Source organism: Rhizobium sp. NXC24 (genome assembly GCF_002944315.1).
Classification (GTDB): Bacteria; Pseudomonadota; Alphaproteobacteria; order Rhizobiales; family Rhizobiaceae; genus Rhizobium.
The window spans coordinates 375,111-399,239 of sequence record NZ_CP024313.1; the positions used below are offsets into that span (position 1 = coordinate 375,111).

The 24,129-nt window shown below is 57.7% G+C and carries 21 protein-coding genes and 2 pseudogenes; 8 read left to right on the plus strand and 15 right to left on the minus strand.

Features of this window, described 5'->3' with window-relative positions; all coding sequences use genetic code 11:
* The first annotated feature begins 449 nt into the window (after positions 1 to 449).
* Positions 450 to 1,265: a calcium-binding protein gene (locus tag NXC24_RS23515; protein ID WP_104825830.1), complete on the plus strand. Its 816-nt coding sequence runs from the start codon at positions 450 to 452 to the stop codon at positions 1,263 to 1,265.
* Positions 1,266 to 1,461: 196 nt separating this feature from the next.
* Positions 1,462 to 1,747, plus strand: a pseudogene (locus NXC24_RS35535) (TolC family protein); the annotation flags it as partial.
* A 19-nt stretch (positions 1,748 to 1,766) separates the two neighbouring features.
* On the opposite strand, the gene NXC24_RS23525 reads toward NXC24_RS35535, so the two are convergent.
* Positions 1,767 to 2,138 (minus strand): SLC13 family permease, encoded by a 372-nt coding sequence (locus NXC24_RS23525; RefSeq protein WP_348632742.1) that lies wholly within the window; start codon positions 2,136 to 2,138, stop codon positions 1,767 to 1,769.
* Between the two features lie 348 nt (positions 2,139 to 2,486).
* Positions 2,487 to 2,996: a DUF892 family protein gene (locus tag NXC24_RS23530; protein WP_104825831.1), complete on the minus strand. Its 510-nt coding sequence runs from the start codon at positions 2,994 to 2,996 to the stop codon at positions 2,487 to 2,489.
* Positions 2,997 to 3,528: 532 nt separating this feature from the next.
* Between NXC24_RS23530 and NXC24_RS23540 the strand changes: the two genes are divergently transcribed.
* The 4 genes from NXC24_RS23540 (at position 3,529) to NXC24_RS23555 (ending at position 5,867) form a co-directional block, all read left to right on the plus strand.
* On the plus strand, positions 3,529 to 3,831 hold the full coding sequence (locus tag NXC24_RS23540; RefSeq protein ID WP_104825833.1) for a BrnT family toxin: 303 nt from the start codon (positions 3,529 to 3,531) through the stop codon (positions 3,829 to 3,831).
* Positions 3,815 to 4,090 carry a BrnA antitoxin family protein gene (locus NXC24_RS23545; RefSeq protein WP_104825834.1) on the plus strand — a complete coding sequence of 92 codons (276 nt, stop codon included), beginning with the start codon at positions 3,815 to 3,817 and terminating at the stop codon, positions 4,088 to 4,090. Before NXC24_RS23540 ends, NXC24_RS23545 begins: the two co-directional genes overlap by 17 nt.
* Before the next feature lie 289 nt (positions 4,091 to 4,379).
* Positions 4,380 to 4,844: a BA14K family protein gene (locus NXC24_RS23550; RefSeq protein ID WP_104825835.1), complete on the plus strand. Its 465-nt coding sequence runs from the start codon at positions 4,380 to 4,382 to the stop codon at positions 4,842 to 4,844.
* Positions 4,845 to 5,594: 750 nt separating this feature from the next.
* Positions 5,595 to 5,867, plus strand: a complete 273-nt coding sequence (locus tag NXC24_RS23555) for a DUF982 domain-containing protein (protein WP_158704541.1) — start codon at positions 5,595 to 5,597, stop codon at positions 5,865 to 5,867.
* Between the two features lie 271 nt (positions 5,868 to 6,138).
* Here the strand turns inward: NXC24_RS23555 and glnQ are convergent, their stop codons facing one another.
* From glnQ to NXC24_RS23575, 4 genes are all read right to left on the minus strand, one after another.
* Positions 6,139 to 6,867, minus strand: a complete 729-nt coding sequence (gene glnQ, locus NXC24_RS23560; RefSeq protein ID WP_104825837.1) for a glutamine ABC transporter ATP-binding protein GlnQ — start codon at positions 6,865 to 6,867, stop codon at positions 6,139 to 6,141.
* Positions 6,864 to 7,520: a glutamine ABC transporter permease GlnP gene (glnP, locus tag NXC24_RS23565; protein ID WP_104825838.1), complete on the minus strand. Its 657-nt coding sequence runs from the start codon at positions 7,518 to 7,520 to the stop codon at positions 6,864 to 6,866. The genes glnQ and glnP overlap by 4 nt, the downstream gene beginning before the upstream one ends.
* Positions 7,521 to 7,608: 88 nt before the next feature.
* Complete coding sequence (glnH, locus tag NXC24_RS23570; RefSeq protein ID WP_104825839.1) at positions 7,609 to 8,340, minus strand: glutamine ABC transporter substrate-binding protein GlnH; 732 nt, start codon at positions 8,338 to 8,340, stop codon at positions 7,609 to 7,611.
* Between the two features lie 185 nt (positions 8,341 to 8,525).
* The gene (locus NXC24_RS23575; protein ID WP_245464037.1) at positions 8,526 to 9,800 is read right to left on the minus strand and encodes an ArgE/DapE family deacylase; all 1,275 of its coding nucleotides are present in this window, start codon (positions 9,798 to 9,800) and stop codon (positions 8,526 to 8,528) included.
* A gap of 210 nt (positions 9,801 to 10,010) precedes the next feature.
* On the opposite strand from NXC24_RS23575, the gene NXC24_RS23580 reads away from it, so the two are divergent.
* Positions 10,011 to 10,427, plus strand: a complete 417-nt coding sequence (locus NXC24_RS23580) for an Lrp/AsnC family transcriptional regulator (RefSeq protein ID WP_245464038.1) — start codon at positions 10,011 to 10,013, stop codon at positions 10,425 to 10,427.
* A 445-nt stretch (positions 10,428 to 10,872) separates the two neighbouring features.
* Here NXC24_RS23580 and NXC24_RS23590 read toward each other — a convergent pair whose 3' ends face one another.
* The 3 genes from NXC24_RS23590 to NXC24_RS23600 form a co-directional block, all read right to left on the minus strand.
* Positions 10,873 to 12,174, minus strand: coding sequence for an aspartate ammonia-lyase (locus tag NXC24_RS23590; RefSeq protein ID WP_104825843.1), 1,302 nt, complete (start codon positions 12,172 to 12,174; stop codon positions 10,873 to 10,875).
* Positions 12,175 to 12,274: 100 nt separating this feature from the next.
* Positions 12,275 to 13,684, minus strand: coding sequence for an aldehyde dehydrogenase family protein (locus NXC24_RS23595; RefSeq protein WP_104825844.1), 1,410 nt, complete (start codon positions 13,682 to 13,684; stop codon positions 12,275 to 12,277).
* A 143-nt stretch (positions 13,685 to 13,827) separates the two neighbouring features.
* Positions 13,828 to 15,231 carry an aspartate aminotransferase family protein gene (locus tag NXC24_RS23600; RefSeq protein ID WP_104825845.1) on the minus strand — a complete coding sequence of 468 codons (1,404 nt, stop codon included), beginning with the start codon at positions 15,229 to 15,231 and terminating at the stop codon, positions 13,828 to 13,830.
* Positions 15,232 to 15,403: 172 nt separating this feature from the next.
* Here NXC24_RS23600 and NXC24_RS23605 point away from each other — a divergent pair, with 172 nt between their 5' ends.
* Positions 15,404 to 15,871, plus strand: coding sequence for an Lrp/AsnC family transcriptional regulator (locus NXC24_RS23605; protein ID WP_104825948.1), 468 nt, complete (start codon positions 15,404 to 15,406; stop codon positions 15,869 to 15,871).
* A gap of 54 nt (positions 15,872 to 15,925) precedes the next feature.
* On the opposite strand, the gene NXC24_RS23610 is transcribed toward NXC24_RS23605, so the two are convergent.
* From NXC24_RS23610 to NXC24_RS23635, 6 genes and pseudogenes are all read right to left on the minus strand, one after another.
* On the minus strand, positions 15,926 to 17,374 hold the full coding sequence (locus NXC24_RS23610; protein WP_158704542.1) for an amidase: 1,449 nt from the start codon (positions 17,372 to 17,374) through the stop codon (positions 15,926 to 15,928).
* A gap of 685 nt (positions 17,375 to 18,059) precedes the next feature.
* Positions 18,060 to 18,362 (minus strand): annotated as a pseudogene (locus NXC24_RS35890) (type II toxin-antitoxin system RelE/ParE family toxin).
* Positions 18,359 to 18,610: an antitoxin gene (locus NXC24_RS23620; RefSeq protein WP_104825847.1), complete on the minus strand. Its 252-nt coding sequence runs from the start codon at positions 18,608 to 18,610 to the stop codon at positions 18,359 to 18,361. Before NXC24_RS23620 ends, NXC24_RS35890 begins: the two are co-directional and overlap by 4 nt.
* A 248-nt stretch (positions 18,611 to 18,858) precedes the next feature.
* Positions 18,859 to 19,608 carry a sulfite exporter TauE/SafE family protein gene (locus tag NXC24_RS23625; protein WP_104825848.1) on the minus strand — a complete coding sequence of 250 codons (750 nt, stop codon included), beginning with the start codon at positions 19,606 to 19,608 and terminating at the stop codon, positions 18,859 to 18,861.
* Between the two features lie 209 nt (positions 19,609 to 19,817).
* Positions 19,818 to 20,813 carry an AraC family transcriptional regulator gene (locus NXC24_RS23630; protein WP_104825849.1) on the minus strand — a complete coding sequence of 332 codons (996 nt, stop codon included), beginning with the start codon at positions 20,811 to 20,813 and terminating at the stop codon, positions 19,818 to 19,820.
* Positions 20,814 to 21,408: 595 nt separating this feature from the next.
* Positions 21,409 to 23,445 carry a methyl-accepting chemotaxis protein gene (locus NXC24_RS23635; protein ID WP_104825850.1) on the minus strand — a complete coding sequence of 679 codons (2,037 nt, stop codon included), beginning with the start codon at positions 23,443 to 23,445 and terminating at the stop codon, positions 21,409 to 21,411.
* Between the last annotated feature and the right edge of the window lie 684 nt (positions 23,446 to 24,129).

Here is a 24,129-nt window from a genome sequence, read left to right on the forward strand (position 1 = left end):
CAACTTTGCAGCGCGTGAAGTTCGGCAGATGGAGTGGTTGCCGTCCTCCCCTAAGCGTGTTCGAAGGACGCATTGGATTTCGATGACGCATGCGCCAACATAGACGTATCGGTTTCGACATCGCTGGCAAGTTCATCTATTTGCGCATCGCGAGGCGTGCGGTCCCGCGGATCAGTGAGCGAGACAGTCGGTTGACTTTGGACGGCGCATGAACGGTCTTGCTGCTGGTCGCCTCCGCCTAGACCGGCGTAAGACGGATGGAATGCCCTGCCATCACCCCTTTCGCACGATCTGGATGATTACCTCCAGAGGTCAGATCAATTTGAGGCGCACCGAACGTGGATGCATCCGTTATATCGATGTGTTTTATCCAAACAAACAATTACTCAAACCGTCCGGCAAGACATATGAATGAGTCTGGTGGGGTTGTTTCATAAGGAGGATTGGCGATGGAAAAAACAATTCTGGGCGGCCCCGGCAGCAACAATCTCTTTGGCAGCAATGGTGACGACATAATGGTCGATCCGACGGGAAATGACTGGATCGACGGCGGTCCGGGCAACGACTCCATCTCGGCTGGCGAGGGAAATGACCGAGTATTCGGTGGCGCGGGCAATGACCACGTGTTTGGCGACGAGGGCAACGACTACCTTTACGGCGACAATGGCCTCGACAAACCCCGCATGCTCGCTACGGCCCTCCTCGGTGGGGACAACGACAAGCTCTACGGGGGCTCCGGCGATGACGTCCTGTTCGCGGGCGACGGTAGGGACTCTCTGACCGGTGATGCCGGCCACGACACCTTTGTATTCCAGTTCCACAACCCGATGGCGGGGTTCGATCCAAAGTACGAGCCAAAATCGGACCACACCAGCATTGTGGATTTCGACCCAGTGCAGGATACCTTCGCTTTCGACGCGGTAGGCCTTGGCAGCGATGGTCTTGAGGCGAATTTCGTTAATCATGCGGCGCCTGGCAATCACGTGGATACGTTCTATAGCGGCCCCGCCAATAGCGCGAACGGCGAGCATGTTGTCGTGATCACCGATCACAGCTTCGCCGATGGTTCAGCTGCAGCCAGGGATATCTCCGGCGAGGCAGCAGGTGATATCGTTGCCTATTTTAATTACAACACAATGACGGCGGATCTGGGTTATGTTACCTCCGAGAACCACGTGGACGACTTCGCGCATTTGGGCAACGTGCAAAGTTTGCTCCACTTGGCCGGCCTCGGTCTGACTGCGTCGGATTTCATGTTCTGCTAGGGTTGATATCGATTGATGTTGTGGTCGAGGTGACTATCTGACTACTCGGGATCCGAACTAATTTGGATGGCAAAGGATTGCACGATCGAACCTTGCCATCCCCCCGATCTCAGACGAACACTGGTCGATGCCTCGTCGCGTGGCCTGCGAGTTGGACAAGGTCCTCGATGGTAGCGGCCCGAGGCAGGCTACGAAGTCTTATCAGGAAGACCTCGACCTTTCGACGATAAGCTATAAGGACGGCGCCTCTTCGCTCCTCAATGTTCTCGATGCGCAGCGTTCGATTTTGAATGCGCAGGAAAGCCTCGCTGAGGCCGTTCAGCAGAGCGCTCTCGACTAGTCTCTCTGCACGTCAATACCGGCGCCGGCTATATTCCTGCCGAACAGGCGACGCTTGCTGCAAAGCCGCCACGGTCCTCAAGGTCGCTGCCGAGACGGCATGGAATTTACCCGACCAATCGGCCTTGCGCTTGGTCGACTGAATTAGGAAGCTGTAGCCCCCTACTGAGCCCCAGCGCATCCGTTGCTTTTCACCACCGTTCTCTGGGTGAGCAGAAATGACTTGACTGCGGGTTTGACAACGGTGGGTGCGGCGCGCAGTCGGTGCGACAGGGGGCCCGCGAGCGTGGACGCTATGGCGATGACGAGCAAAGCGCGCTCCGGATCGGCAAGGTGGGCAACAATTGGTTCGAGCACCAACACTGCGGGGACGTTGCTGACGATATTCGAGAGCACCGCCGTCAGGCTGGTCAGCACGCCGACATGGTCGAGACGCCAGTTTCCCACCCACGCGATGATATCCGGTGTAATCACTGCTTTTTCGAGACCGGCGACGAGGATGAACAGGCCGGCGAAAATCACGAGAAGCGGCAAATCGATCTCGCGATAAATCTTGTCCGGCCGTACGCGCCGCGTGACCAGGAAAACCGCTCGCGAGGATAGCGATCTTCGCCACCGAATAGCCAAGGAAGAACAGCAATATCATTACCGCCGCAACGGTGAGCGTCTTGAAAGCCAGGACGGATGGAATCCGATCGGGTTGAGCATCAGCCTAAAGGTACCGCAACGATCTATTGAGGAAAAAAGAATGTCGTTAGGCACACTTCATTGCAGAGACCAATGAGCTGCCGCACTGGAAAGCTTGATTACAGCGCGATTTCCGTTCGCAGCGGCGGCAATCGCCGCCTCCTTTCAAGCCCATCACGCTCTCCGGTGAATTAGTCAGCGCTTGGCGGTCAGGCCCGCTTCGTCTCGCGACAGGAACTGCCGAGTGATGTCATCCATATGGTCAGACAGCCAGTCCGCCATGGCGATTTCCTCTGCCAGAATGCGTTCGCAAGCCGCTTTCGTTTGGGCATCACCGACGGCCTCGGCCGCCGCAATTAGTATGCGATAGCTTGCAATCTCCATATGCTCAAACGTGTAGCTGGCGAGCGAGCCCTTGACCACCTCGTCGCTGGCGAACACGCCGCTCATTCCCTGAGCCATCGCCGTCAATTTGCCGGCTGCGTCCTTTAGCGAAGAAGATCCGCCGCCAACTCGGTCTAAGCATGCCTGTAAGACTTGTTCCTGGCGCTTCGTCTCATCGATGTGCTGGCCGATCCTCGCTTTCAGTGCCGGATAGTGCTCCAGGCGCTTGAGCTGGGAATTTAGCATGGTGATCGCCTGCTCCTCCATCGCATGAGCGTCGCGAAGCCAAGCGACCAGGTTATCACGTGGGTCAGTTGCCATTGTTGCTTCTCCTCTGTTAGTGAAATGCTCAACAGAGCACGTGGCAAATAGTTCCGGTGAGGGGCATTGGTCCAATGGTTGCCGAGTCGAACGGAGCCTTGAGAGCGAGAACTGGTCGAACTCCCGCCTGCCCTCCTCGGCGCGTCTCGCAGTAGCCGCCAGTACGCCCAGGGCCGTCCACATATAAGAAATAGGTGACGAATTGTACCGAAGACATGGCTCACACTTTTGCTTTTACCGAAGGACATGCAATACGCTGGGCAACACCATTGCCGCAGCGAGCCCGTAGGCGCCGTCCCGGCCGCGGTCCAGGATGTGAATTTGCTGCCTGAACCTTGCACACCGATGCGATTTCGGCTGGATCGGCGACGATCGCCCTGCGGCGCATCGATGATGCGACTGCAGATGCCAATGGCTTGATGGCCGTCTGCATCGACGCGTCGGCCTGCGGAGTGGACGGGGGTATATCCCTCGCTTTTCCCTTTCTCTGTCGTTCTCTTGAAATCGATGTATATTATGGCAATATACATCGATGATTAGTTGGGACCAGATCACCGGCTTCGACTGGGACGCGGGAAGCGCCCGCAAAAGCGCTGAAAAGCATCACGTCGCCCAGGGCGAAGCGGAGCAGGTGTTTTTTAACGAGCCGCTACTGATGGTTCCCGACGCGAGGCATAGCGCGGAAGAGCGACGCATCCACGCTCTCGGGCGCACCGACGATGGAAGACTGCTGCATATCACCTTCACGCTTCGGCATAACCAAACGAAGATACGGGTGATCTCGGCCCGGGATATGAGCCGCAAGGAGCGAAGCTATTATGAGCAAGACGTTTAAGCCAGTACCGGAATTCAAGACGGAAGCGGAAGAACGCGCCTTTTGGGAAAGTCAGGATTCCGACGATCATGTAGACTGGAGCAAGGCTGAACGCGTGCGCATGCCGAACCTGAAACCATCTTCGACATCAATCTCGCTGCGGCTGCCGAACGCGCTGCTTGAACGGATCAAGGTCGCGGCGGGTAAACGGGACGTACCCTACCAATCGCTCATCAAGATCTGGCTTGCGGAAAAGGTCGACCCGGGCACGCAACGATGACGTTTGCGTGATCGGCGCGCGAAGCCGGAGCATAACCGTCGACCTCGCCCGTTACTAATCATGACGATTGTGATGAAGGAATTCATGTCGGTAGCGACATGGCCGCTCCAGGTGCGGCGCTTTAGTCACTGAACTGCGCACGGGCTATGACGCACTTGGCGAGCTACATGCAAATCCCGATGCGTTCTAAAAGAACGATCGATTTCGCGCGAAGCCATCAAACTGCGTTCCGCGCCTGTCTCTGGAACCTCCGAGAATGTCTCACGTTTAGGGAAGTGAGGTAAACAACATGATCAGGCTCGCTATTGTAGCTTTGTCGTGTGTGACCGCGTTTAGCAGTGTTGTCACACCCGCCGAAGCCTTCCCAATTATCAACCTACGCCAGGCGCAAATGTCCGACGTTCAGAATATCCAGTACCGAGGCGACCGTGGCAATATGCGCGGCGAATGGAACCGCGACTATTGGCACCGCCGGCATTACGGCGACCGCCATCGCGGATATTACGGCCGGGGTGGATACTATGGCCGTCGCTACTATCGCGATCACCATCATGACAATGCCGGCGCGATCATCGGCGGTCTCGCAGCCGGCGCCATCATAGGCGGAATTATCGCCTCACAACAGCGCGCCTATGTTGGCAGAGGCGGGCACACCAGCTGGTGCTACTCGCGCTATAGATCATATCGGGCCTACGACAATACGTTCCAGCCTTATAACGGCCCCCGGCGGCAATGTTATTCGCCTTATCGGTGAGTATGAGCGACGGCCAATCGGCTACAGCTGCGATATATGCTTACCCTGAACAGCTTCCTACACAGTCCTCCGTCCGAAGACCGAGGACGGATTGCCAAGTTAAGGAAAACTCCGGATCGATAAACGATAGATATTTCGCTAAAAGCAGTTGAACGGAGTCGGACCGTCAGCCCAGTTGGTAGCAAGCGTTCACGACGAACGCAACCTCGCCAGACCTGCCGGTGCATGGCCGCTTTCTGCGAACCCCTTCATGGTAAAATACTGGCCATTGATCCTCACGGAAATAAACATACCAAAACTGCTCGGAAAGAGTTTGTGACTCCCAGTTTTGCCTTTGATCATTCATTCGCGCATTCTGCCATATTTCCTCCTCCCGCTGAAACGCAAGTAGCCGGGGGCTTTTTTGTGGAAAAGGCCTTGATCGCAGCCATTGGCTGCGCGGGAAATGGGCTGTGAGAAAACACCATACCGACCAGACCGTGCATCATCGAACAGGTAGCGTTGCTGCTCTGGATGCAACGTACGACTTGGCTGGCGCGATCGGAGTCTTTCTTGATGAGCCGGCCGATCTGACGACTGCCATATGCGACGTTTCCGGCCGCGGGGTCTTGCTTTCGCGATAAAGATGGACCTCGACGCCGTAGCCTTCGAGGAACCTGTGAACGTTTAGGCCATTGGGTGATCTGTTCACCAGCAACCCTCCGGAACATTCCGTACTTCCGCCCGTTCACGACTGCAAGGAGAATGCACATGGCCCACTGGTGGAAAAAGTCGGTGATAGTCGAAACGCGGCAGTCTGGCGCACGGCTCGTGATCTCGAATGTAGAGCGCGCCGCCGACTACATGCTGAACGGATGGCCGAGGTTTGAAGACGGCAAAGCCTTTCAAGCCGGCAAGAGCGCACTGCTGGCGGCGCATAACGGAAGGATGAATGCCGAGGAAGCGCGAATGGCATTCATTGCAGCGCTCGACGAAGGTGACGTCTATATCTTTGACGAGGCAGATCACGCCCGCCCCCCATGATCGCGCGATAATCAGCATCGAGGTAATCACCGATCGGATCTGCAAGATCCGCGGCTTCCATCGGTTGCGCACGGCCGCTCAATGACAGCTCGTCGGTGCGCTCGTTTCCTTCAATGCTGACATGGCCCTAACCCATGCGACCGTCAACGCCGTGCATTTGTTCAGCGCCTCGTCGATCGCCTTCCACAGATTGAGATCCTGATCTCGCCTTCATCGCGCTTCGGAGGGTGCGGGCCAGCGAAATATCCGGTGCGTGATTGACCTTTTCTGCCTAATGGACATGTTGGAGGAAGTCCTTGAGGCGCGGGTTCTCCGGATTATCCAGCAGCACCTTCGGGTCACCATCGACCAAGATTCGACCACCCTCCATAAAGATCAGCCGGGTGCCAACCTTTCGGGCGAAGCCGATTTCATGGGTCACGACGACCATCGTCATGCCCTCCTCCGCGAGAGACTGCATGACACGAAGGACCTCATGCCGGAGCTCCGGATCAAGAGCTGAGGTCGGTTCATCAAACAGCATGATCTTCGGCTTGACGGCCAAAGCACGAGCGATGGCGACCCGCTGCTGCTGCCCACCGGATAGTTCCGCCGGGAAATGATTGGCCCTCTCAAGAAGACCGACTTTTTCCAAAAGGTCACGGGCGAGTTCCTCGGCTTCGCGTTTCGCTACACCCCTGACCCACCGGGGACCGCATGCAACATTCTGTAGCGCCGTCAACTGCGGAAAGAGATTGAACTGCTGGAAAACCATTCCGGCTTCCTGCCTGATCAACCGCACCTTGTTCTTGCCGGCATGGACACTGATCCCGTCAACAATGAGATCGCCGCCGTTTATTCTCTCCAAAGAATTGATACATCTCAGGAGGGTCGATTTTCCCGATCCCGAGGGGCCAATGAGAACCACGACCTCGCCCTTGCGAATTTCCAGATCCACATTGGTCAGCACCTTGATGCTGCCAAACGCCTTGGTCACATTCTTGAACTGGACCATACTCATAGCACGCGCATCCTTTTTTCCGTGACCCGCAACAGAAACGACAACACACCGGTCATGATGAGATAGATGACCGCCACCGCGCTCCAGATTTCGACTGCTCTGAAATTGGTCGCCATGATTTCCTGGCCCGCCCGTGTAAGCTCGGCCACACCGATGACGATAAAGAGCGACGTGTCCTTGATGCTGACGATAAACTGGTTTCCGAGCGGTGCAAAGACACGCCGCAATGCCAACGGGCCGACAATGTTCGTGAGAACCTTCCAGCCCGGCATGCCGAGCGCCAAGCCGGCTTCCGTCAGTCCCTTGTTGATCGAAAGCAGAGCGCTGCGGAAAATCTCGGCGATGTAAGCGCCCGAATTGATGACGACCGCGATGACCGCTGCAAGGAAGGGGTCGATCCGGATATCGACCAGCAGCGGCAAGGCGAAGTAAATGAACATCACCTGCACCAGCATGGGCGTGCCACGGATCGCCTCGACATATACGAATGCGATCGCGTTCAGTACGATACCGCCATAAACGCGGCAGAGGCCCGCGAAGGCACCGACAGCGGATCCGCCGAAGAGGCCGATGAGTGCGATAACGATGGTAATCCGGGCGCCCGCCAGAAGCTCTGGCAAAGCTGTCGCTACGACAGACCAATCAAGTTCCATTTGTCCCCCTGTGAAGCGTCATGCGGAGCCTTCTCCGCATGACATCTTCCTAGCTCCAGGAAATTCAGCGGCCTTAAGCCGCTGACCTTCAGTTGAACCACTTCTTGTAGATTGCGTCGTAGGTTCCGTTGGCCTTCAGCTTGGCGAGCGAAACATTGACCTTGTCGCGAAGGTCACTGCCCTTGGGGAAGGTAATCCCATATTCCTCCGACTGCTTCGCATCGCCGATGGCTCTGACCTTGCCCTGGCCGTTGGTCTTGATGAAGTAGAGAATGTTCGGCTTGTCATGGAGTGCGGCGTCGGCCCTGCCGGTCACGACTTCCAAGAACATGTTGTCGCCATTCGGGAACTGCCGAAGCTGCGTTTTCGGCAGGTTCTTCTTGGCGTAGGCCTCGCTGGTCGTCCCCGTCTTGACGGCAAGAACCTTTCCTTCGAGGTCGGCGGGGCTGCTGACCTTGCTATTGATCGGCACCATGAATGTCAGATCGCTGGTGTAGTAGCCGTCAGAAAAATCGATGACCTTTCCACGTTCCTTGGTGATCGTGATACCAGCAATGCCGACATCGACCTGTTTTGTCTGGAGCGCGGGCAGGATCCCGTTGAAGTCCATCGGCTGCAGCTTGTAGGTGATGCCGATATCCTTGGCGATGGCATCCCAAAGCTCGATATCGAAGCCCGTATATTTGTCGCCGTCCTTGAATTCGAACGGCACGAAGTCGGCGACGGTGGCGACGGTTACATCCTCGGCAAATGCCGGAACCGACAACGACATCAACGAAACGAACGCGCCGGTGCACAGCGCAGTAATGAAGCCCTTCATTTCAAATCCTCCCATTCGGTCAGGTTGGGTTGTGACGTGAGCACGCCCTCCAGTGTGCCCGGTATAAGAGGAGCGCCGACACAGCAGCCCTCCTCGCCGCAATTTGCGTTACGGCTGAGTTCGATAATTCAGGAATGTCGAGTGGTTCTGACCACGGCCGTCCGGACAGCCTGGCTCGTCAGATATCAGGCATCTTCAACGCCGCACCAGGCTGCTGCAAACAAGGCGATCGTCTTGGTGACGCGCTTGAGGGATGCGAGGCTGACGCGCTCGTCCACGGCATGGATGGCCTCGGCAACAGGTCCGTATACAAGACTGGTGATGCCGCCATGCCGGGCAAAGACGGACGCATCGAGATAGCAGGGCATTACGAACCTTTCGAGAGACCGGCCCTCGCCATCAGCCGTACGATGGGCCGTCGCAAGGCAGCTTTCGGCCTGCGAACCCGGCTCAAGTACGAATCCACCTTGCTTGACACCGACCCATTCGATCTCGGGACGCGGACATCCAGCGAGAAACTCATCCGTCTGAAACGCGTTGTCGACGAATTCCTCGAACTCCTTCGCGCGCACCGAGACATCTTCGTCTGGATAAAATCCAATTCGGCCTTCGAAACGGCATTCGCTTGGTACCGATGCAAGCCATTCGCCGCCCGAGATCGTTCCGATGGTCAATGCGATGGGATTGTCGACGGCATCGAACAGATCGCCTGCTGACGCGTGCTGGCTTCTCCATCGGCTTTCCAGAGCGCGAAGCTGTTCTATCGCCCGATGAGCGACATCGATCGCGCTCCTACCCCGCGCAACCTCGAAGGGATGCGCTGGCACGCCTTGTACCGTGATTGCGAATTTCATCACCCCGGTATTGGCTGCAACCAGCTTTTCGTCCGTCGGTTCAGAGATCAGAACTGCATCGGCCCTGTAGCCTGCAGCCAGCACCATTGCGGCCCCGTTGCCCGTCACCTCCTCTTCGATCACGGACTGGATTTGAACCTGGCCTTTAAGCTTTAACCCGGCCGCCTCGAGTGCGTCTATCGCGAACAGGTTGGCACAGAGCCCGGCCTTCATATCTCCGGCACCGCGACCATAAAGCCAGTCGCCTTCACGCGTCGCGGAATACGGCGGATACTTCCAACGTTTCTCCGGACCGGTAGGCACGACGTCGACATGGGCGTTGAGTGCCAGCGACCTGCCGCCACCACGCTCCGGCTCGTGTGTGCCGATAACGATCCCCGTATCCTCAAGCTGGGTGTTCATCGGTGAGAACGCTGGATCCACACCAATCAGCGCTTCATCAATAGCGAACCGGTGCACCCTGTAACCACGTTCAGACAATGCCTCTGCAACGATATTCTGCACGCCCGCCTCGTTCCCCCGAAGAGAGGGCGACTGGACAATTTGCGTAAGGAAGGCCACTTGGCGGTCGAAACTCTCTTCAACGGCCTGCAGTATCTTTTGCACTCGAGCTGCGTCCAACGCCGGAGAGGAGCCGTCCACACTGGTAAGCGAAACCGCGTTTCCCTGCATTGTTACCAAGACCTCCTCCAATCCGTTGAAGACCAAGATAGCGCCTCGGTTTGCTGACCGTAAAGCACACATGTGCTCGCTAAAAGCTTCTTTTTTTGCGCATTATGCGCTACGATGACATACAAATTGCTGCATGGAGCTTGGATGGACGACTTGGATAGAAAACTGATCGCGCAGCTCCGGCTGGACGGGCGGATGCCCGTAGCGATGCTGGCGGCCAAGCTCGACGTGTCGAGAGGCACCATTCAAAAGAGGCTGGATAAGCTCATCAGCTCGAACGCGATCCGCGGATTTACGGTCCGCACACGCGAGGAGGTCGACGCGAACGTTTTGCGTGCGATGATGAACATCAAGACGTCTGGCAAAAAGCCCGCAGCTCTCATAAAGGCGCTGAATGGCTTGCCGGAGGTCGTCGCGCTCTACACGACAAATGGTGTGTGGGATTATGTAGCAGAACTCCGCGCGGAAACGCTGGCGGATTTTGACCGGGTACTGCGCGAAGTTCGAAGCATCGACGGCGTGGCGACAACCGAAACCAGCTTGCTGCTAGGTTCCGTTTGAGCCCGATCACCGATGTGATCGCCGCGATGCAAATTGTCCAGAAGGAGAGATTCGGATCCCAGGCGCCAATCATCCGGTATGGCGATGTCAACGAGCCGGTGTCTTTCCTGTTCTTTGTTTCCAATCGAACGCTGGCACGGCGCGTTGTGCGTGTGCTCAACGAAAACCAGGTGTATCGGTGCGAGCGATACGAAAGTATGGTCGGATGTCAGCGCTTTCAGTTGACTGACGGTGATCTACTAACCAGACGTCGTCGAGGCGCGGCCGAGATGAGAGAAGCGGCAATGAACAATAGCTGTCGACACATCGTCAAAGCGTGCCGCAATACGCCTCTGAGGCCATTTTTGGCGAAAAACTTCTCGACCTTTCATCTGCCGACCATAGCCTTCCGCTTTATGTGTCGGGATTTAGCGCTTCATTGCTGCTGCGCGAAAGCTTGCAGTATTTAGCCCGTCAGCTTCTCCTTGACGAGCTCGGCCGCGGCTTCGTAGCCGATCGTTGTGACGAGTTCCGTTGCGAAGGCCGTGCTGCTTGTGAGGTTCGCTTCGCATCTGGCGGCGTTGGCCTGGACACCTTCAACACACGTCCGCGCGAAGCTGAGCACCGCGTTACCAAGGAGGCTCATGGCGTTGTGGATGCTGAATATGATCACGGGCTCCATGGCATTGAGCTGCAACTGTCCGGCCTCGGCGGCAATCCCGACGGTCGTGTCCATGCCATAGACGTAGAAGCAGACCTGGTTCAGCGCTTCGGCGGCAACGGGATTGATCTTCCCCGGCATCAACGACGAGCCGGGCTGCAGGGCGGGCAGAATGATTTCGCCGATCCCGCCGCGCGGACCGCTCGACAGCAGCCGGAAGTCGTTGGCGATCTTGGACAGCTTGGCCGCGGCGCGCTTCAGCATCCCCATATGGAGCATGAAGGCTCCCATATCCCAGCTCGCCTCCAGCAGATCCTTGCTTCCGATGACCGGAAGGCCGGTGTTTTTGGCAAGGTGCCCGAGCGCGCGAGTGCGATAGGAGGAGGAGGCCGCGACGCCGGTCCCGATCGCCGTCCCGCCAAGATTGACTTCGAGAAACAGGCGCTCGGTTTCGATCAGCCGTTCGCAATCTTCCAGAAGGGTCGTAGCGAATGCCGCGAATTCCTGGCCGAGTGTCATGGGGACGGCGTCCTGCAACTGTGTGCGACCAAGCTTCCTGATATCGCGGAACTGCTCCGCCTTTTCGTTCAGGGCTGCGACAAGCAACGTGAGTGCGTCCCGCAGCGCAACGCTTGCCGGAATGATCGACAGGCGTACGGCCGTGGCATAGGCATCATTCGTTGACTGAGACCTGTTGACGTCGTCATTCGGGTGAACGAGCCGCCCCTCCCCTCTTGCGCCACCTAAAATCTCGCTCGCGCGGTTGGCAAGCACTTCATTCATGTTCATGTTCGTAGAGGTGCCGGCACCACCCTGGAACACATCGACGAGAAATTCCTCGTCGTGTTCACCGGCAAGCACCTCTCGGCAGGCTTGAAGTATGGCGTCGCGCTTGGCTTCTGACAGCAAGCCCTCTTCGAAATTGGCCTGCGCTGCCGCCATTTTGACGTGAGCCAGCGCTTCAATGACGAACGGCATGCTTCTGATCGCAATTCCTGAGATCGGAAAATTCCCGATCGCTCTTGCTGTCTGTGCTCCAAAATAGCGGTTCGATGGTACACTTATGGCACCCAGGGGATCATATTCAATACGACTGTCGTTAGACATCTTATCCTCGACGACGTTGCACTCGTCGTCCACCGGATCAGCTAAACACCGATGCCGTCTGTCGCGAGCTGCAGTTGATGGAAAACCAGTTCGCGATCACTCACCCGCGGTTGATGCAAACGACCTTCGGCTGCGTCATCTCCTCATAAGCGAAGCGCACGCCTTCCCGGCCCATGCTGCCGTATTTGGAGCCGCCGAATGGCATGGCATCGAAGCGGTAGTCTGAGCTATCGTTGATCATCACACCGCCTGCTTCAATCCTGCCTGCGGCGTCAAGTGCGACATTGAGGTTGCTTGTGAAGATGCCAGCATGCAGGCTGTATTCGGGTTCGTTGGCCAGCTCGACCGCTTCATCGAGCGTCTCGAACGGAGCAAGCATGACCACGGGGGCGAACACCTCCTCGTGCCACAGGCGGCAAGTGACCGGCGTGCCGTCAAGCACGGTCGGGTGATATAGCGATCCTTCGCGCTTGTGACCGCAGAGCAGCTTCGCGCCGGCGGCGATGGCGTCATTGACGGCTGCTTCGGTGCATTCGGCGACCTTTTTCGCGATCATCGGACCGACATCGGTGTCCTCTCTCATGGGATCGCCAGCCTTGAGCTTCTTCGTCGCGGCCACGAAAGCGTCGCGGAAACGATCATAGATTCCGGCCTGCACGAGTACACGCTGGGCTCCGATGCAGTTTTGGCCTGCAGCCCAGAAGGCCCCGGAAACGCAAGCCTCGACAGCCTTATCGAAGTCGCAATCACCCATGACGATCACGGGCGCATTCCCGCCAAGTTCCATCGAAAGCTTCTTCAAGCCTGCCGTGCGGCTGATGGCTTCGCCAGTGGCAAAGCCGCCAGTGAACGACACCATACGTACCTCACGCGCAGCGACCAAGGCCCGGCCGAGGTCGGTTCCACCAACCGCCACCGTGATGACCTCGTCGGGCAAGCCTGCCTCGCGAAGCGCGTTAACAAGGTTGATCGCAGACAGCGGCGTCAACTCCGACGGCTTCAACAGCACGGCATTACCACCGGCGATGGCCGGGCCGAGCTTGTGAGCGACGAGGTTCAGCGGGTCGTTGTAGGGCGTGATGGCTGTTATGATGCCCAGCGGCTCACGGCTGAACCACCCCTGCCGCTGCTCCGATCCCGCGTATGCGTCGAAGGGGACAATCTCCCCGGCGTTCCGCTTTGCCTCTTCCGCCGACAGCTTCAGAGTGTTGACGCAGCGAAGGACCTCCTTACGGGCCTGGACAATCGTCTTCCCAGCTTCACGGACAATCATTTCGGCAAACCGATCGCGGCTGCCTTCGATGATCTGCGCAGCACCTTCGAGAATGCTCGCGCGCTGATGCCTTGCAAGCCCGCGCGACAGCTCGGCACCGCCACGGGCGCGCGCAAGAAGAGTTTCGACTTCGCTTTCGTCCGTCGCCTCAACCGTTCCGACGACGGATCCGTCGAAGGGGCTGTGGACGGTAATCGACATTTGGCTAGTCGTGACATGAAGTTTCGCAGCGGTCATGGCCGGCTCTCAATTCCCTTGGTACGCCTCCAGGCGGAGGACGAGTTCATCCATCAGGGCTGGCTCATTGAGCCAGCCCTGCCCCAGTTCAAATGATATCTGCACTGTCTGAATGGCGTCGCGGCCGTAGCGGCCGCGTTCACTTAGATCTTCTGGCCGTCGCGCACCAGGTCGTCCATTACGGAGCGGACTGCCTTCTCAGCGATAGAGACGATCTCGTCGACTTCTTCCTTGGTGATGACGAGCGGCGGTGCAAAGCCCAGGATGTCGCCATGCGGCATGGCGCGGGCGATGAGGCCGCGGTCGCGAGCCGCCTTGGAAACGCGGGCCCCGACCTTCAGCGACGGGTCAAAGCGCTTCTTGTTTTCGCGGTCGCCAACAAATTCGATCGCGCCCATCAGGCCAACGCCGCGCACTTCACCGACGATCGCCAGCTGTGCGAACTTCTCCTTGAGCTGCGCCTGGAAATAGGCGCCGACTTCGCGGGCGTTGCCGGGCAGGTTTTCCTTCTCGACGATGTCGAGCACCGCATTGGCGGCGGCCGCGCCGATCGGATGGCCGGAATAGGTGTAGCCGTGCGAGAAGGCGCCGACCCTGTCGGCCCCTTCTTCCATGACCTTGTAGACCTTCTCACCGACGATCGAAGCCGATAACGGGAAGTAGGCCGAAGTCAGGCCCTTGGCGACTGTGATCAGGTCAGGTTCAATGCCGTAATGCTGCGAGCCGAACATCGAGCCGGTGCGGCCGAAGCCGGTAATGACTTCATCGGCGATCAGCAGAACGTCGTGCTTTTTCAGCACGGCCTGGATAGCTTGCCAATAACCTTCCGGCGGTGGCGTGATGCCGCCAGTACCCAGCACTGGCTCGGCGATGAAGGCGCCGACATTGTCGGGTCCGAGCGTCTCAATCATGTCGTCGAGCTCGGCGGCACGACGGGCCGAGAATTCCCGCTCGGTTTCGCCGGGATTGGCGCCCCAATAGTGGTGCGGAACACCGGTATGATCAATCTGCGGCAGCGGCAGATCCATATGGTCGTGGTAGAAGCTCATCCCGGTCATCGAGCCGGAGACGACGCTGCAGCCGTGATAGCCGCGTTCGCGCGAAATGATCTTCTTCTTCGTCGGCTTGCCGCGCAGATTGTTGTAGTACCAGACGAGCTTGGCCTGGGTTTCATTGGCGTCCGAACCGGACATGCCATAGAACACCTTGCTCATCTTGCCAGGCGCCATCTTGACGAGACGGTCGGAGAGGATCGCAAGCTCATCGGTCGTGTGCGCGGCGTAGGAATGGTAATAGGCCATACGATACGCCTGACGCGAAATCGCCTCGGCGACCTCGGTGCGACCATAACCGACGTTGACGCAATAGAGACCGGCAAAGCCGTCGATCAGCTGGTTGCCATGGGCATCCTGGATGCGGATCCCCTTGCCGGTCTCGACGATCGTCGGGTCGCCAAGCTTGCCGGTGGCAAAATCCTTCAACTGCGTGAAGGGATGCAGGACCGAGTTGCGGTCCTTCTCGGCGATGTCTTTGATGTTGATGGTCATTGGTTGCCCTTTCCGTCGTCGCTTTCGGGATAAGAGGGATGTCCCGTGCTGCCGAGGTGGCGACGAGATGATGGCCACAGCTTAACCAGTTGAACGAGCCGTTTGACAGCGACATTCGTGCGCTGTACGCAGGATTCCTGCAATATTGGAACTCTTCGCGCAGGATGTCATCATGATTGAACTCGACCGCGCAGATGCGGCCTTACTGGATGCCGTTCAAAAGAACAATCGCCAGACATCCGAAGAACTTTCTGAGTTGGTAAACCTGTCGCCCACGGCTTGCCAGCGCCGTTTGAAGCGGTTGCGGGCTGAAGGTGTTATCGAAGCAGACGTTTCGATCGTCTCACCCAAGGCGGTCGGCCGGTCCGTCACCATGATTGTTCTGGTTTCGCTCGAACGGGAGCGCGCAGATATCGTCGACCGATTCAAGGCTGCAATCCGCAGTACGCGTGAAGTGATGATCGGCTACTACGTGACGGGCGATGCGGATTTTATTCTCGTTGTGACCGCCAAGGATATGGAGGGCTATGAGCAATTCACCCGGCGCTTCTTCTACGAGAACCACGACATCAAGGGGTTTAAGACGCTCGTGGTCATGGATAGGGTCAAGGCGAGCTTCGCCCTTCCGATCGACAACTAATTATCGGCTTAACACCTGATTTCGACGACATTGGGGCACTGGCTATCTTCCGCCTTACGATGAGGTGAGCGACGAACGCGCAGGCGCTTGACGGATCCATGGTGCATTGCGTTCGAAGCACGAGACGATTTGCAGAAGTTCGCGGTCGGCCCTCGCTCGTCCAAGCAGTTGGATACCTATTGCTCGACCGCGTTCATCGAAGCCTGCAGGAACCGCGGCAACGGGATGGCCGGACAGACTGCCGGGGACGACAATTTCCATCCATCGATGATAGGTGTCCATCTGATGATCGTTTATAGAACGGGGCCATGTGATTTCAGCAGGAAACGCGAAGATTTGTGCTGTCGGGAGGGCGAGGACGTCAAACTGCGAGAACAGCTTTTGGAGGTACCGCACCCAATCGCTTCTAGTCACACTTGCCCTGTGTACGTCACCGGCGCTCAGCCGCAGGCCCTGCTCCAGTTCCCAGCGAGCTTCGGGTTTCAAAAGCTCGATTGATCCGTCACGGACAAGCAGTGGCTGCAGCCGTTGTGAAACGGCCCATTGCCGGAGCACCAGCCAGGCGTCCCACAGACGGTTGGCTTCGAACTCGGGCGTCAGGTCCTCGACCATTGCTCCCTGATCGGCGAGAGCTGCAAGCCCCGCTCGCGTCAATTCCAGCACGCCACACTCCGTCGGGTAGTAACCACCCCACGACCCAATCCAACCGATCCGCAAGTCCTTGACGTCACGGTCCAAGCCTTCGGCAAAGCTCGCTGGTTCGGCCTCCAGGGACAGAGGAGCCTCTGGCGCGTAGCCGGCAATGACATCCAGGAAGCGCGCCAGATCACGCGCAGTCTTTGCCATCGGTCCGTTGGTCGATAGTTGATGCAGGAAGACATCCGGACTTGGCGCGCTCGGGACACGTCCGAACGAGGGGCGGAAGCCAAAAACATTATTCCAGCCAGCCGGGTTGCGCAGGCTCCCCATCATGTCGCTACCATCGGCGATGGGAACCATGTCCAGGGCGAGCGCGACGGCCGCGCCGCCAGAAGAGCCTCCAGCACTGAGATTCGGATCGTAGGCGTTGCGAGTAACGCCGAAAATCGGATTATAGGTGTGAGAGCCAAGACCAAATTCAGGCGTGTTGGTTTTACCTATGATGATCGCACCAGCTTCGCGAATCCTTTTTACCATGAGGCCATCTTCGGCCGGCACGTTAGTTGCTTGCAGGGTCGACCCATACGTCGTGCGGATCCCGGCGGTAGCGGATAGGTCCTTGATCGCAATCGGGAGCCCATGCATCCAGCCGCGTCGATCGCCACGTGACAGCGCCATATCGGCGTTGCGCGCTTGCGCTAGGAGTTCATCTTCGGGCTGCAGGGACACAATTGCATTGACGGTAGGATTGAGCCTCGCGATACGATCGAGATGCTCCCGCATGATCTCTTCACATGTGACCTGCCTACTCGAAATCAGCTCCGAAAGCGCGGTGGCATCTGCGTGGGCGGAAAGAGGGGCCATGAGAGGATCCAAATTCAAGATCAGTCGTCTTCGCATATTCGATGCCCCGGGTCGCGATACTTTAAATCGCCGCGCATCGACATTCTAAGGTTCCGGTGTGGGCAATAATTATATGACTTGGCTAAACAGGGAAAATATCGCTCCTTCGTTGCAGCTTCCGGCGACTTCTTGCATGAAGTCGCAGCAATTCACCGATTTTCAAGAGATATTGCAAGATTCCTGCGAAGGGCGTCGCCATAGCTGCTCCGTCTTCCAGTTCATGAGAATTAGGGAATCCCAGAGTCATGTTCGCGCGGGGACGAGCGGCGCCCAGGAGCGGCTGGATCGGCGCGCTAACCAATCCGCGCCTCAGCGCGGCGTTTAACCGCATTCACCCAGAACCTGGGCGAAGCTGGACCGTACAAGCGCTTGCCGAAGTCGCCAGCATGTCGCGCACGTCCTTGCCGAAGCCTTCCATGCCGCGATCGGGCAGTCTCCGATTGGTTACGCCACCCGATGGCGGGTGCAGGTCGGCGAGGACCTAATTCATCATGGCCTGAGCGTCGCCGACGTCGCGGCATGCGTCACAAAGCGCGTTCTGTCGTGAGCTTTTCGCCTTGAAGGATCAGAACTGGCGATCCCGCTTTTAACTACGCAACAATAATGATCGATTGATCATGCGCAATCTCTCGCCTTCGTCCAAAGATCATTCGTTCAGATGGCCAGCCAAGCGCTGCATGAGATCCATTCGTTCATGAAAAATCAAGGCGGGCGCATCCTCGCGAAGCAGACAAAAGACGTAGTGATGTTCGCACCGCGCCATTCGTAACGCCGGATGAAGCGCGCTCATATCCTTGAAAAGACCTTTGCCCTCGGTCAGGTTTGCGATACCTCGCTCCAAATCTGAGACGTAACGGCGTACCTGAGCGGTACCCTATTGCGCACGTGTATAGCGGACTACCGAACGTAGATCCGATTCCGCCTCTGCGGTAAGAATGTAGGCCCTCAAGCACGACCCTCGGCAATCTCCTCGTCGAGGATCTCACCTACGGTTTTGGTCGACAATTTTCCGGCGAGCCCGTCATTGATGCGCGTGTTCATCAACGTCTTCAACTCCTCCCAGGCTCGTTCTCCATCTGTGTCACCGGGAAAGAGGCGCTCAAGCGCGTACTGCTTGATTGTCTTGCCCTGCAAAGCGGCGAGCGCCTTTAGGCTTTGATGTTGCTGGTCTGTTATGTCGATTGTCAATCGGCTCATCTAACATGCTCCCGAACAGAGAAAACCATATTAGCACATATGTGGGTATGTGGCCACCACGATATCCCTGATCTTCCCAATATCGCTTGATGTGCCGCTCTTGAACGGAATCGAACCTTTGGCACGATTCGTTGATTGCCGCGCCGCTTAAATTGATGATGTTCCTACTGGTCTGGTTTGTTGCTTTCGTTGTTTGCCCGGAAGCAACGCACTAAGCCCTGTTGCGGTACCTTAAACAACGGTTTTTCTCAGCTCAATAGAAGCTTGGTGCCGGATACCAATAGTACGGCCGCGAGAATGAACCTGAGGGTGCGCGCGGAGAGGTACCAGCTACCTACAAGACTGCCAGCGACGCCACCTATGCCTACCGCGAGTAGCCACAGCGGAAGTGCCGAGGGAATAGACTTGATCGAGGCATAGGCACCAGCGAGAGCTGCTGCCGAGTTCAGCAGATTGTATGCGGCGGTAGCGGCGGCGGTACGCCGCGCGTTAACCCAGTTCATTGCGAGGATGATCGGCGCGAGGAAGATGCCTCCGCCTGTTCCTGTCGTTCCCGAGAGGAAGCCGATCACCGCTCCCGTCATCAGAGCGGGCAGCAAGGGAGGGGCATCGGCGGCTTCGACTGCAATCTTTTTCGTTATCGCCGAGCAAATCATCTGTACGCCCGACAGGATCAGAATGATCCCGATGAGGGGATAATAGACATGCATCGGCAACTGCACTGATCCCCCAAGCAGCGAGAACGGAAAACCGAGCACGGCGAACGGATAGAAGGTGCGCCAGGAGAACAGCCCCGAACGACAGAACTGGAAGGTCCCAATCGCGGCGACAAGCAGGTTCAAGGCGAGTGCCGTGGGCTTTATCACCGTCGGTGCGAGCCCGAAGAGCCCCATAGCCGCCAGATATCCCGACGCGCCGGCCTGGCCGACCGCTGCATAGAGCGCCGCGACAATGAGGAACAGCACGGCGAGCCATGTGGCTTCGTCAAAGGCAGTCAAGTTCCGTAGCCTCGCGATAGGTGAGGGAAGGATGGACTAGGTGCGTTGCGCGTGTAGAACCAACGCCTGCGACGTTGTCAGCGACTTTGGCGGTATCGAGATTGATGTATCCCGGATCGCCGACGAGCACCACGGTTTCTATGCCGCAAGTGATCGCCGTTTAGTGCAATGGTCCGACCAAGCAGCTTCCAAGGGATGATACCTGTGCTTTATGACGCCGCACGCCGAGTTTTCTCATAGCTGCGCCCGAGATCGTATTTTGGCAGGACGCCAAAAGCCGTACGATATTCCTGAGAGAAACGGCCCAGATGTATAAACCCCCAGCGGCGCGCGATTTCACTGACCGTCGCAGACGGCGTCGCCGTCAACAAATCTTGGCGTGCGCCATCAAGACGGAGCTGCCTTAGGTAAGCCATTGGGGTGACATTCAAAAATCGTCGAAAATTGATCTGCAGCGCCCGCACGCTGACACCCGCTGCCGCTGCCATGTCCGTGATCGTGATCGGCATTGCGATATGTGCTCTCGCAAACTCCAGCGCTCTTCGAAGCTGGCGAGGGGCAATTGTCTGCACCCGCGATCCGGTGTTCGAAAGCGTATGGGGCAGATTCTGCACCATCAGCAGACAGAACATCTCCTGGAAGCTGGTCAAGGCAAGGGGAGAGACTACAAGGTTTTGATCCGCGCAGATCTCATCCCGGAAGAACCGCATGAGCTTGAAAAGATGCGCCGCCGGTCCCGCCGTCAGGTCCTGCCGGGGAACGAATTCGAAATCGACAGGCGGCAGACGTTCGAAGGTGCTGGTCAGGGCCGCGTGTACCGCGCTCCTCCGGACGCAAAATCCCTCCGCAACAGAGCCTGCGTGAATATTCACCGCGGAATAGCGGTCGGCCGTCGTCAGCAGTCCCGTGCAGGGCGTGATAGCATGCCTTATGCCGCCTGTTGCCAGATCGTAGCAGGTTCCATGCTCGAGGAAAAACATGAAGTCATCATTCTCGATCGTGACGGAAAAGGCGCGGTCCGTTGAGCTTGCCCCCACCCAGCCCACCATCTCGCCAGCGCCATGAACACCGAATGAGAAAAGACCGCGGCTGTCGGTACTGAGAGGCCGATAGAAATTGTCCTGCTTTTCGCCAGTAAGCCATTCGGAGACTTCGCCGGTTGTGAGTGCCGTCGCCTCGAGTTTAAGCGTCAAAATTTCGGTCAACTTGCCCTACCCAATTCACTGTTTTTTGTCGCGCGCGCTTGCAGTGACGGCAAACAACTGGCCCCCTCTCAGCTTCTAACGAAAAATTGATTGACCTCAATAGCCTTTTCAGACTCTTTCGCGCATGGCTTCTTCATCGCACGAAGCCATTTGACCTTTGAGCAAGCGCGCCGCTCATGGCGCTATCAAAACGCGCCTCAGTGTTTCGATGGAGTCGTCCTTGCTCGGGGAGAACAGCCAGGCATGACAATGGATGCAGTTTCCACAATATGGCGCTCGATCCAAGTTTCCATGGCCGGAAACCATGTCCGGCTTCCTGGATCACCACTAGTGGGATCGAGCCTGTCCTTATGGCGCTCAGCTTCGTGGCGAAGGATCGCATAGCATGAGAACAAACCGGCGATGTCTCTCCCTCTAGTATGGAGACACATCCTTTCGCTCCTAGGAACTAGCGGTACGATCCTGTGCGCTGCTCATCGCGGGATCGAATCGATTGCTAGATCGTGCTGCCGCGCATCTGAAGAATGAAATCTTGCCCCTGTATACGCTTCACTCCTCTGGGACACGCCCGAGTGGCTGATACTGCAGGCAATGATCAGAATTCCTCCCAGGTATCCATGGCAACTGTGGTTGCTCCCTTGCTACCCAACGCACCGGCAAGCTTGCGGCCGAGCGCCCGGGCAGGAGAGGCGACTGGTTTGTTTTCGGCGTTGACAGCGCGCGGAGCCGATACCGACGCGTCGAGCCGGAAGCGAGCGACCAGTTCAGCGAGGTTCACTGCCTCGTCGGCCAGCCGGCTAGACGCCGCCGTCGATTCCTCCACCATCGCGGCGTTCTGCTGCGTCACCTGGTCCATCTGGTTGACCGCGGTCGAGACCTCGGAAAGCCCCGTCGACTGCTCCTTCGCTGCAGTGGCGATCGAATGCACGTGCTCGTTGATATTGAGCACGTGGCCCTGAATAAGCGACAGCGCTTCTCCGGTTGCTGTCACTAGCTTCACGCCGGAGTTCACCTCTTCGTACGAGCGCGAGATAAGAGCTTTGATATCCTTGGCCGCACCGGCCGAACGCTGCGCCAGCTCGCGAACCTCCTGGGCGACGACGGCAAAGCCCTTGCCGGCGTCACCGGCACGTGCGGCCTCCACACCGGCGTTGAGCGCCAAGAGGTTCGTCTGGAAGGCGATCTCGTCGATGACGTTGATGATTTGCCCGATCTCGCCCGAGGCTTGCTCGATCTTGCCCATCGCCAAGACGGCCTCCTTGACGACGACACTCGACTGCTCAGTGCTTGTCCGCGCCTCGTCGACCATATGGCTAGCTTCGAGCGCTCGTTCGGTCGAGCTTTTCACCGCCGCAGCGATTTCTTCCAAGGCCGCGGAGGTTTCCTCAAGTGACGCAGCCTGCTGCTCGGTGCGCTTCGATAGGTCCCCCGAGGACATGCGCATTTCACCGGCGCCGCCATTGATCGTGTCGATTGCAGAACGGACCTCACCCAGGACAGAGCGGAGGTTCGCCATCGTGGCGTTGACGTTCTGCTGCAGCTCGCCGAAGGCACCCTGGAAGTCGCCACGCATGGTTTCCGTCAGGTCGCCCTCCGCCAAAGCCGAGATTACGCGGCGCGTCTCGGCGACGCCACGGTCGACTGAGGTCACCAGCTCGTTGACCTGGGCGGCAAAATGGTTGAGTTCGCCACTGTCGTAATCCTTGCTGATGCGCTTCGTGAAGTCGCCGGCAACCGCTGCGCTGACGACTTCGCCGATGCTGGACTGGAGATCGGCGCTTTTCGCCTGTAAGGCGGCCTCCTGCGCATTCATATCCCGCACCTTGATGCCGTTCTGTTTGAACACTTCGACCGCGCGCGCCATTGCGCCAATCTCGTCCTGGCGGGTGGCGAAGGGGACGTCCGTCTTAAAATTGCCGTCGGCAAGAGTGCTCATGCTGCCCGTCAGCCGGCCGATCGGACGGGCGACCGAGCGAGTGCCGAACAGGGCGGATCCGATCAGCAGCAGCACCATGGTGAATGCCATGCCAATGTTGATGGTGCTCGTAAACGCCTGCACCCGGTGGCTCTCATTCACGGCCTCGGTCGCAAGGTCCTTCGCGGCCTGGACGCCTTCGTCCAGCGTCTTTGTCATCGCTTCCGCAGTGGCAAGCAGGGACGTGCGAAGTTCTTCCTCCTTGGCATCGATCTCATTGGTCGATGCGCCGCCGGTCGATCTGGCTTCGATTGCCGTCGCCAAATCGCCGGCCATACCCGAATAGGTCTCGGCGAGATGCTTAACCGCCTGCACGCGATCCCTGTTGGCCGGGATCCACATCTGCGCCATCGCTTCGTCTAGATATTTTTGCACGGAGCGGTAGCGCTCCTGCACATTGGCCTTTGCCTTGATCGCATCATCGATTTTGCGGGCCAGGCGGAGATCGCGCACGCCGATCTGCATGCCTCGAACGGATGCCTTTGCATCGACAAGATCGCGGGAAATGGTCATTTGAGTGAATGCGCGTGCGTTCACTTCGTTGGCATCCTGAGCGAAGATCCAGCTGATCAAGCTCGTGAGGACCATAAGAAGGATGCCTGTCCCGGACATGAGCGCGAGCTTGGTACTGATGCGTGAGAAAATGCTTCTAGACATTATTTCAAGTTCCTCCTTAGTAAAAATGTCCCGCTTATCAGGCTGAGCTTTAGGGGAAATGCCGCTCGAATCATTCGGCAGGCGATGGTCGGATGTCCTCAACGGGGCAGATGCCAGCTGTTTGTGTAGGCGTATCGTTGGCAGACACTCGGGTCACTACTGACTTCAAATGGTTAAACTTAACAACGTCTAACCTGCGCGCCTCAGGATACTTAAAGATGCGCAATACGGACCGACTTTCGGAGATTGGATATTTTGCGGTCTTTATTGGACTTGATCACCGTTCGTATTTTTACGTCGGATGGTCTTTCGCTATGGCCAATCGTCCGGAGCAAATCCATGGCACATCAAGAGTGCATGTAACACAAAAGAAAAGCCGAACGCCCCATTCGCTCGTCCGGCTTCTCCCGCGACACCTACTACAACCAGGGCAAACGGTCGGGTAGCGGTCGCTAGTCAAGCGCCCACCATTTTTGGAATGTTATCAGTCGCACTCCGCGCATGCGAGCTAGCAGGGCAGGTAGGTTGCCAAGAGCGACTACCTGCTTCGCAGCGGTTTCGATCACTCGTGAACTTTCCGCAGGTTTGCCCCATACCCTGTGAGCGATGCCGCTGTTGTGGCCAGACAGAGCGACCATCAGCTCAGTCTGCACCGATGGCTCTCCCAATCAAGGAACGGACGAA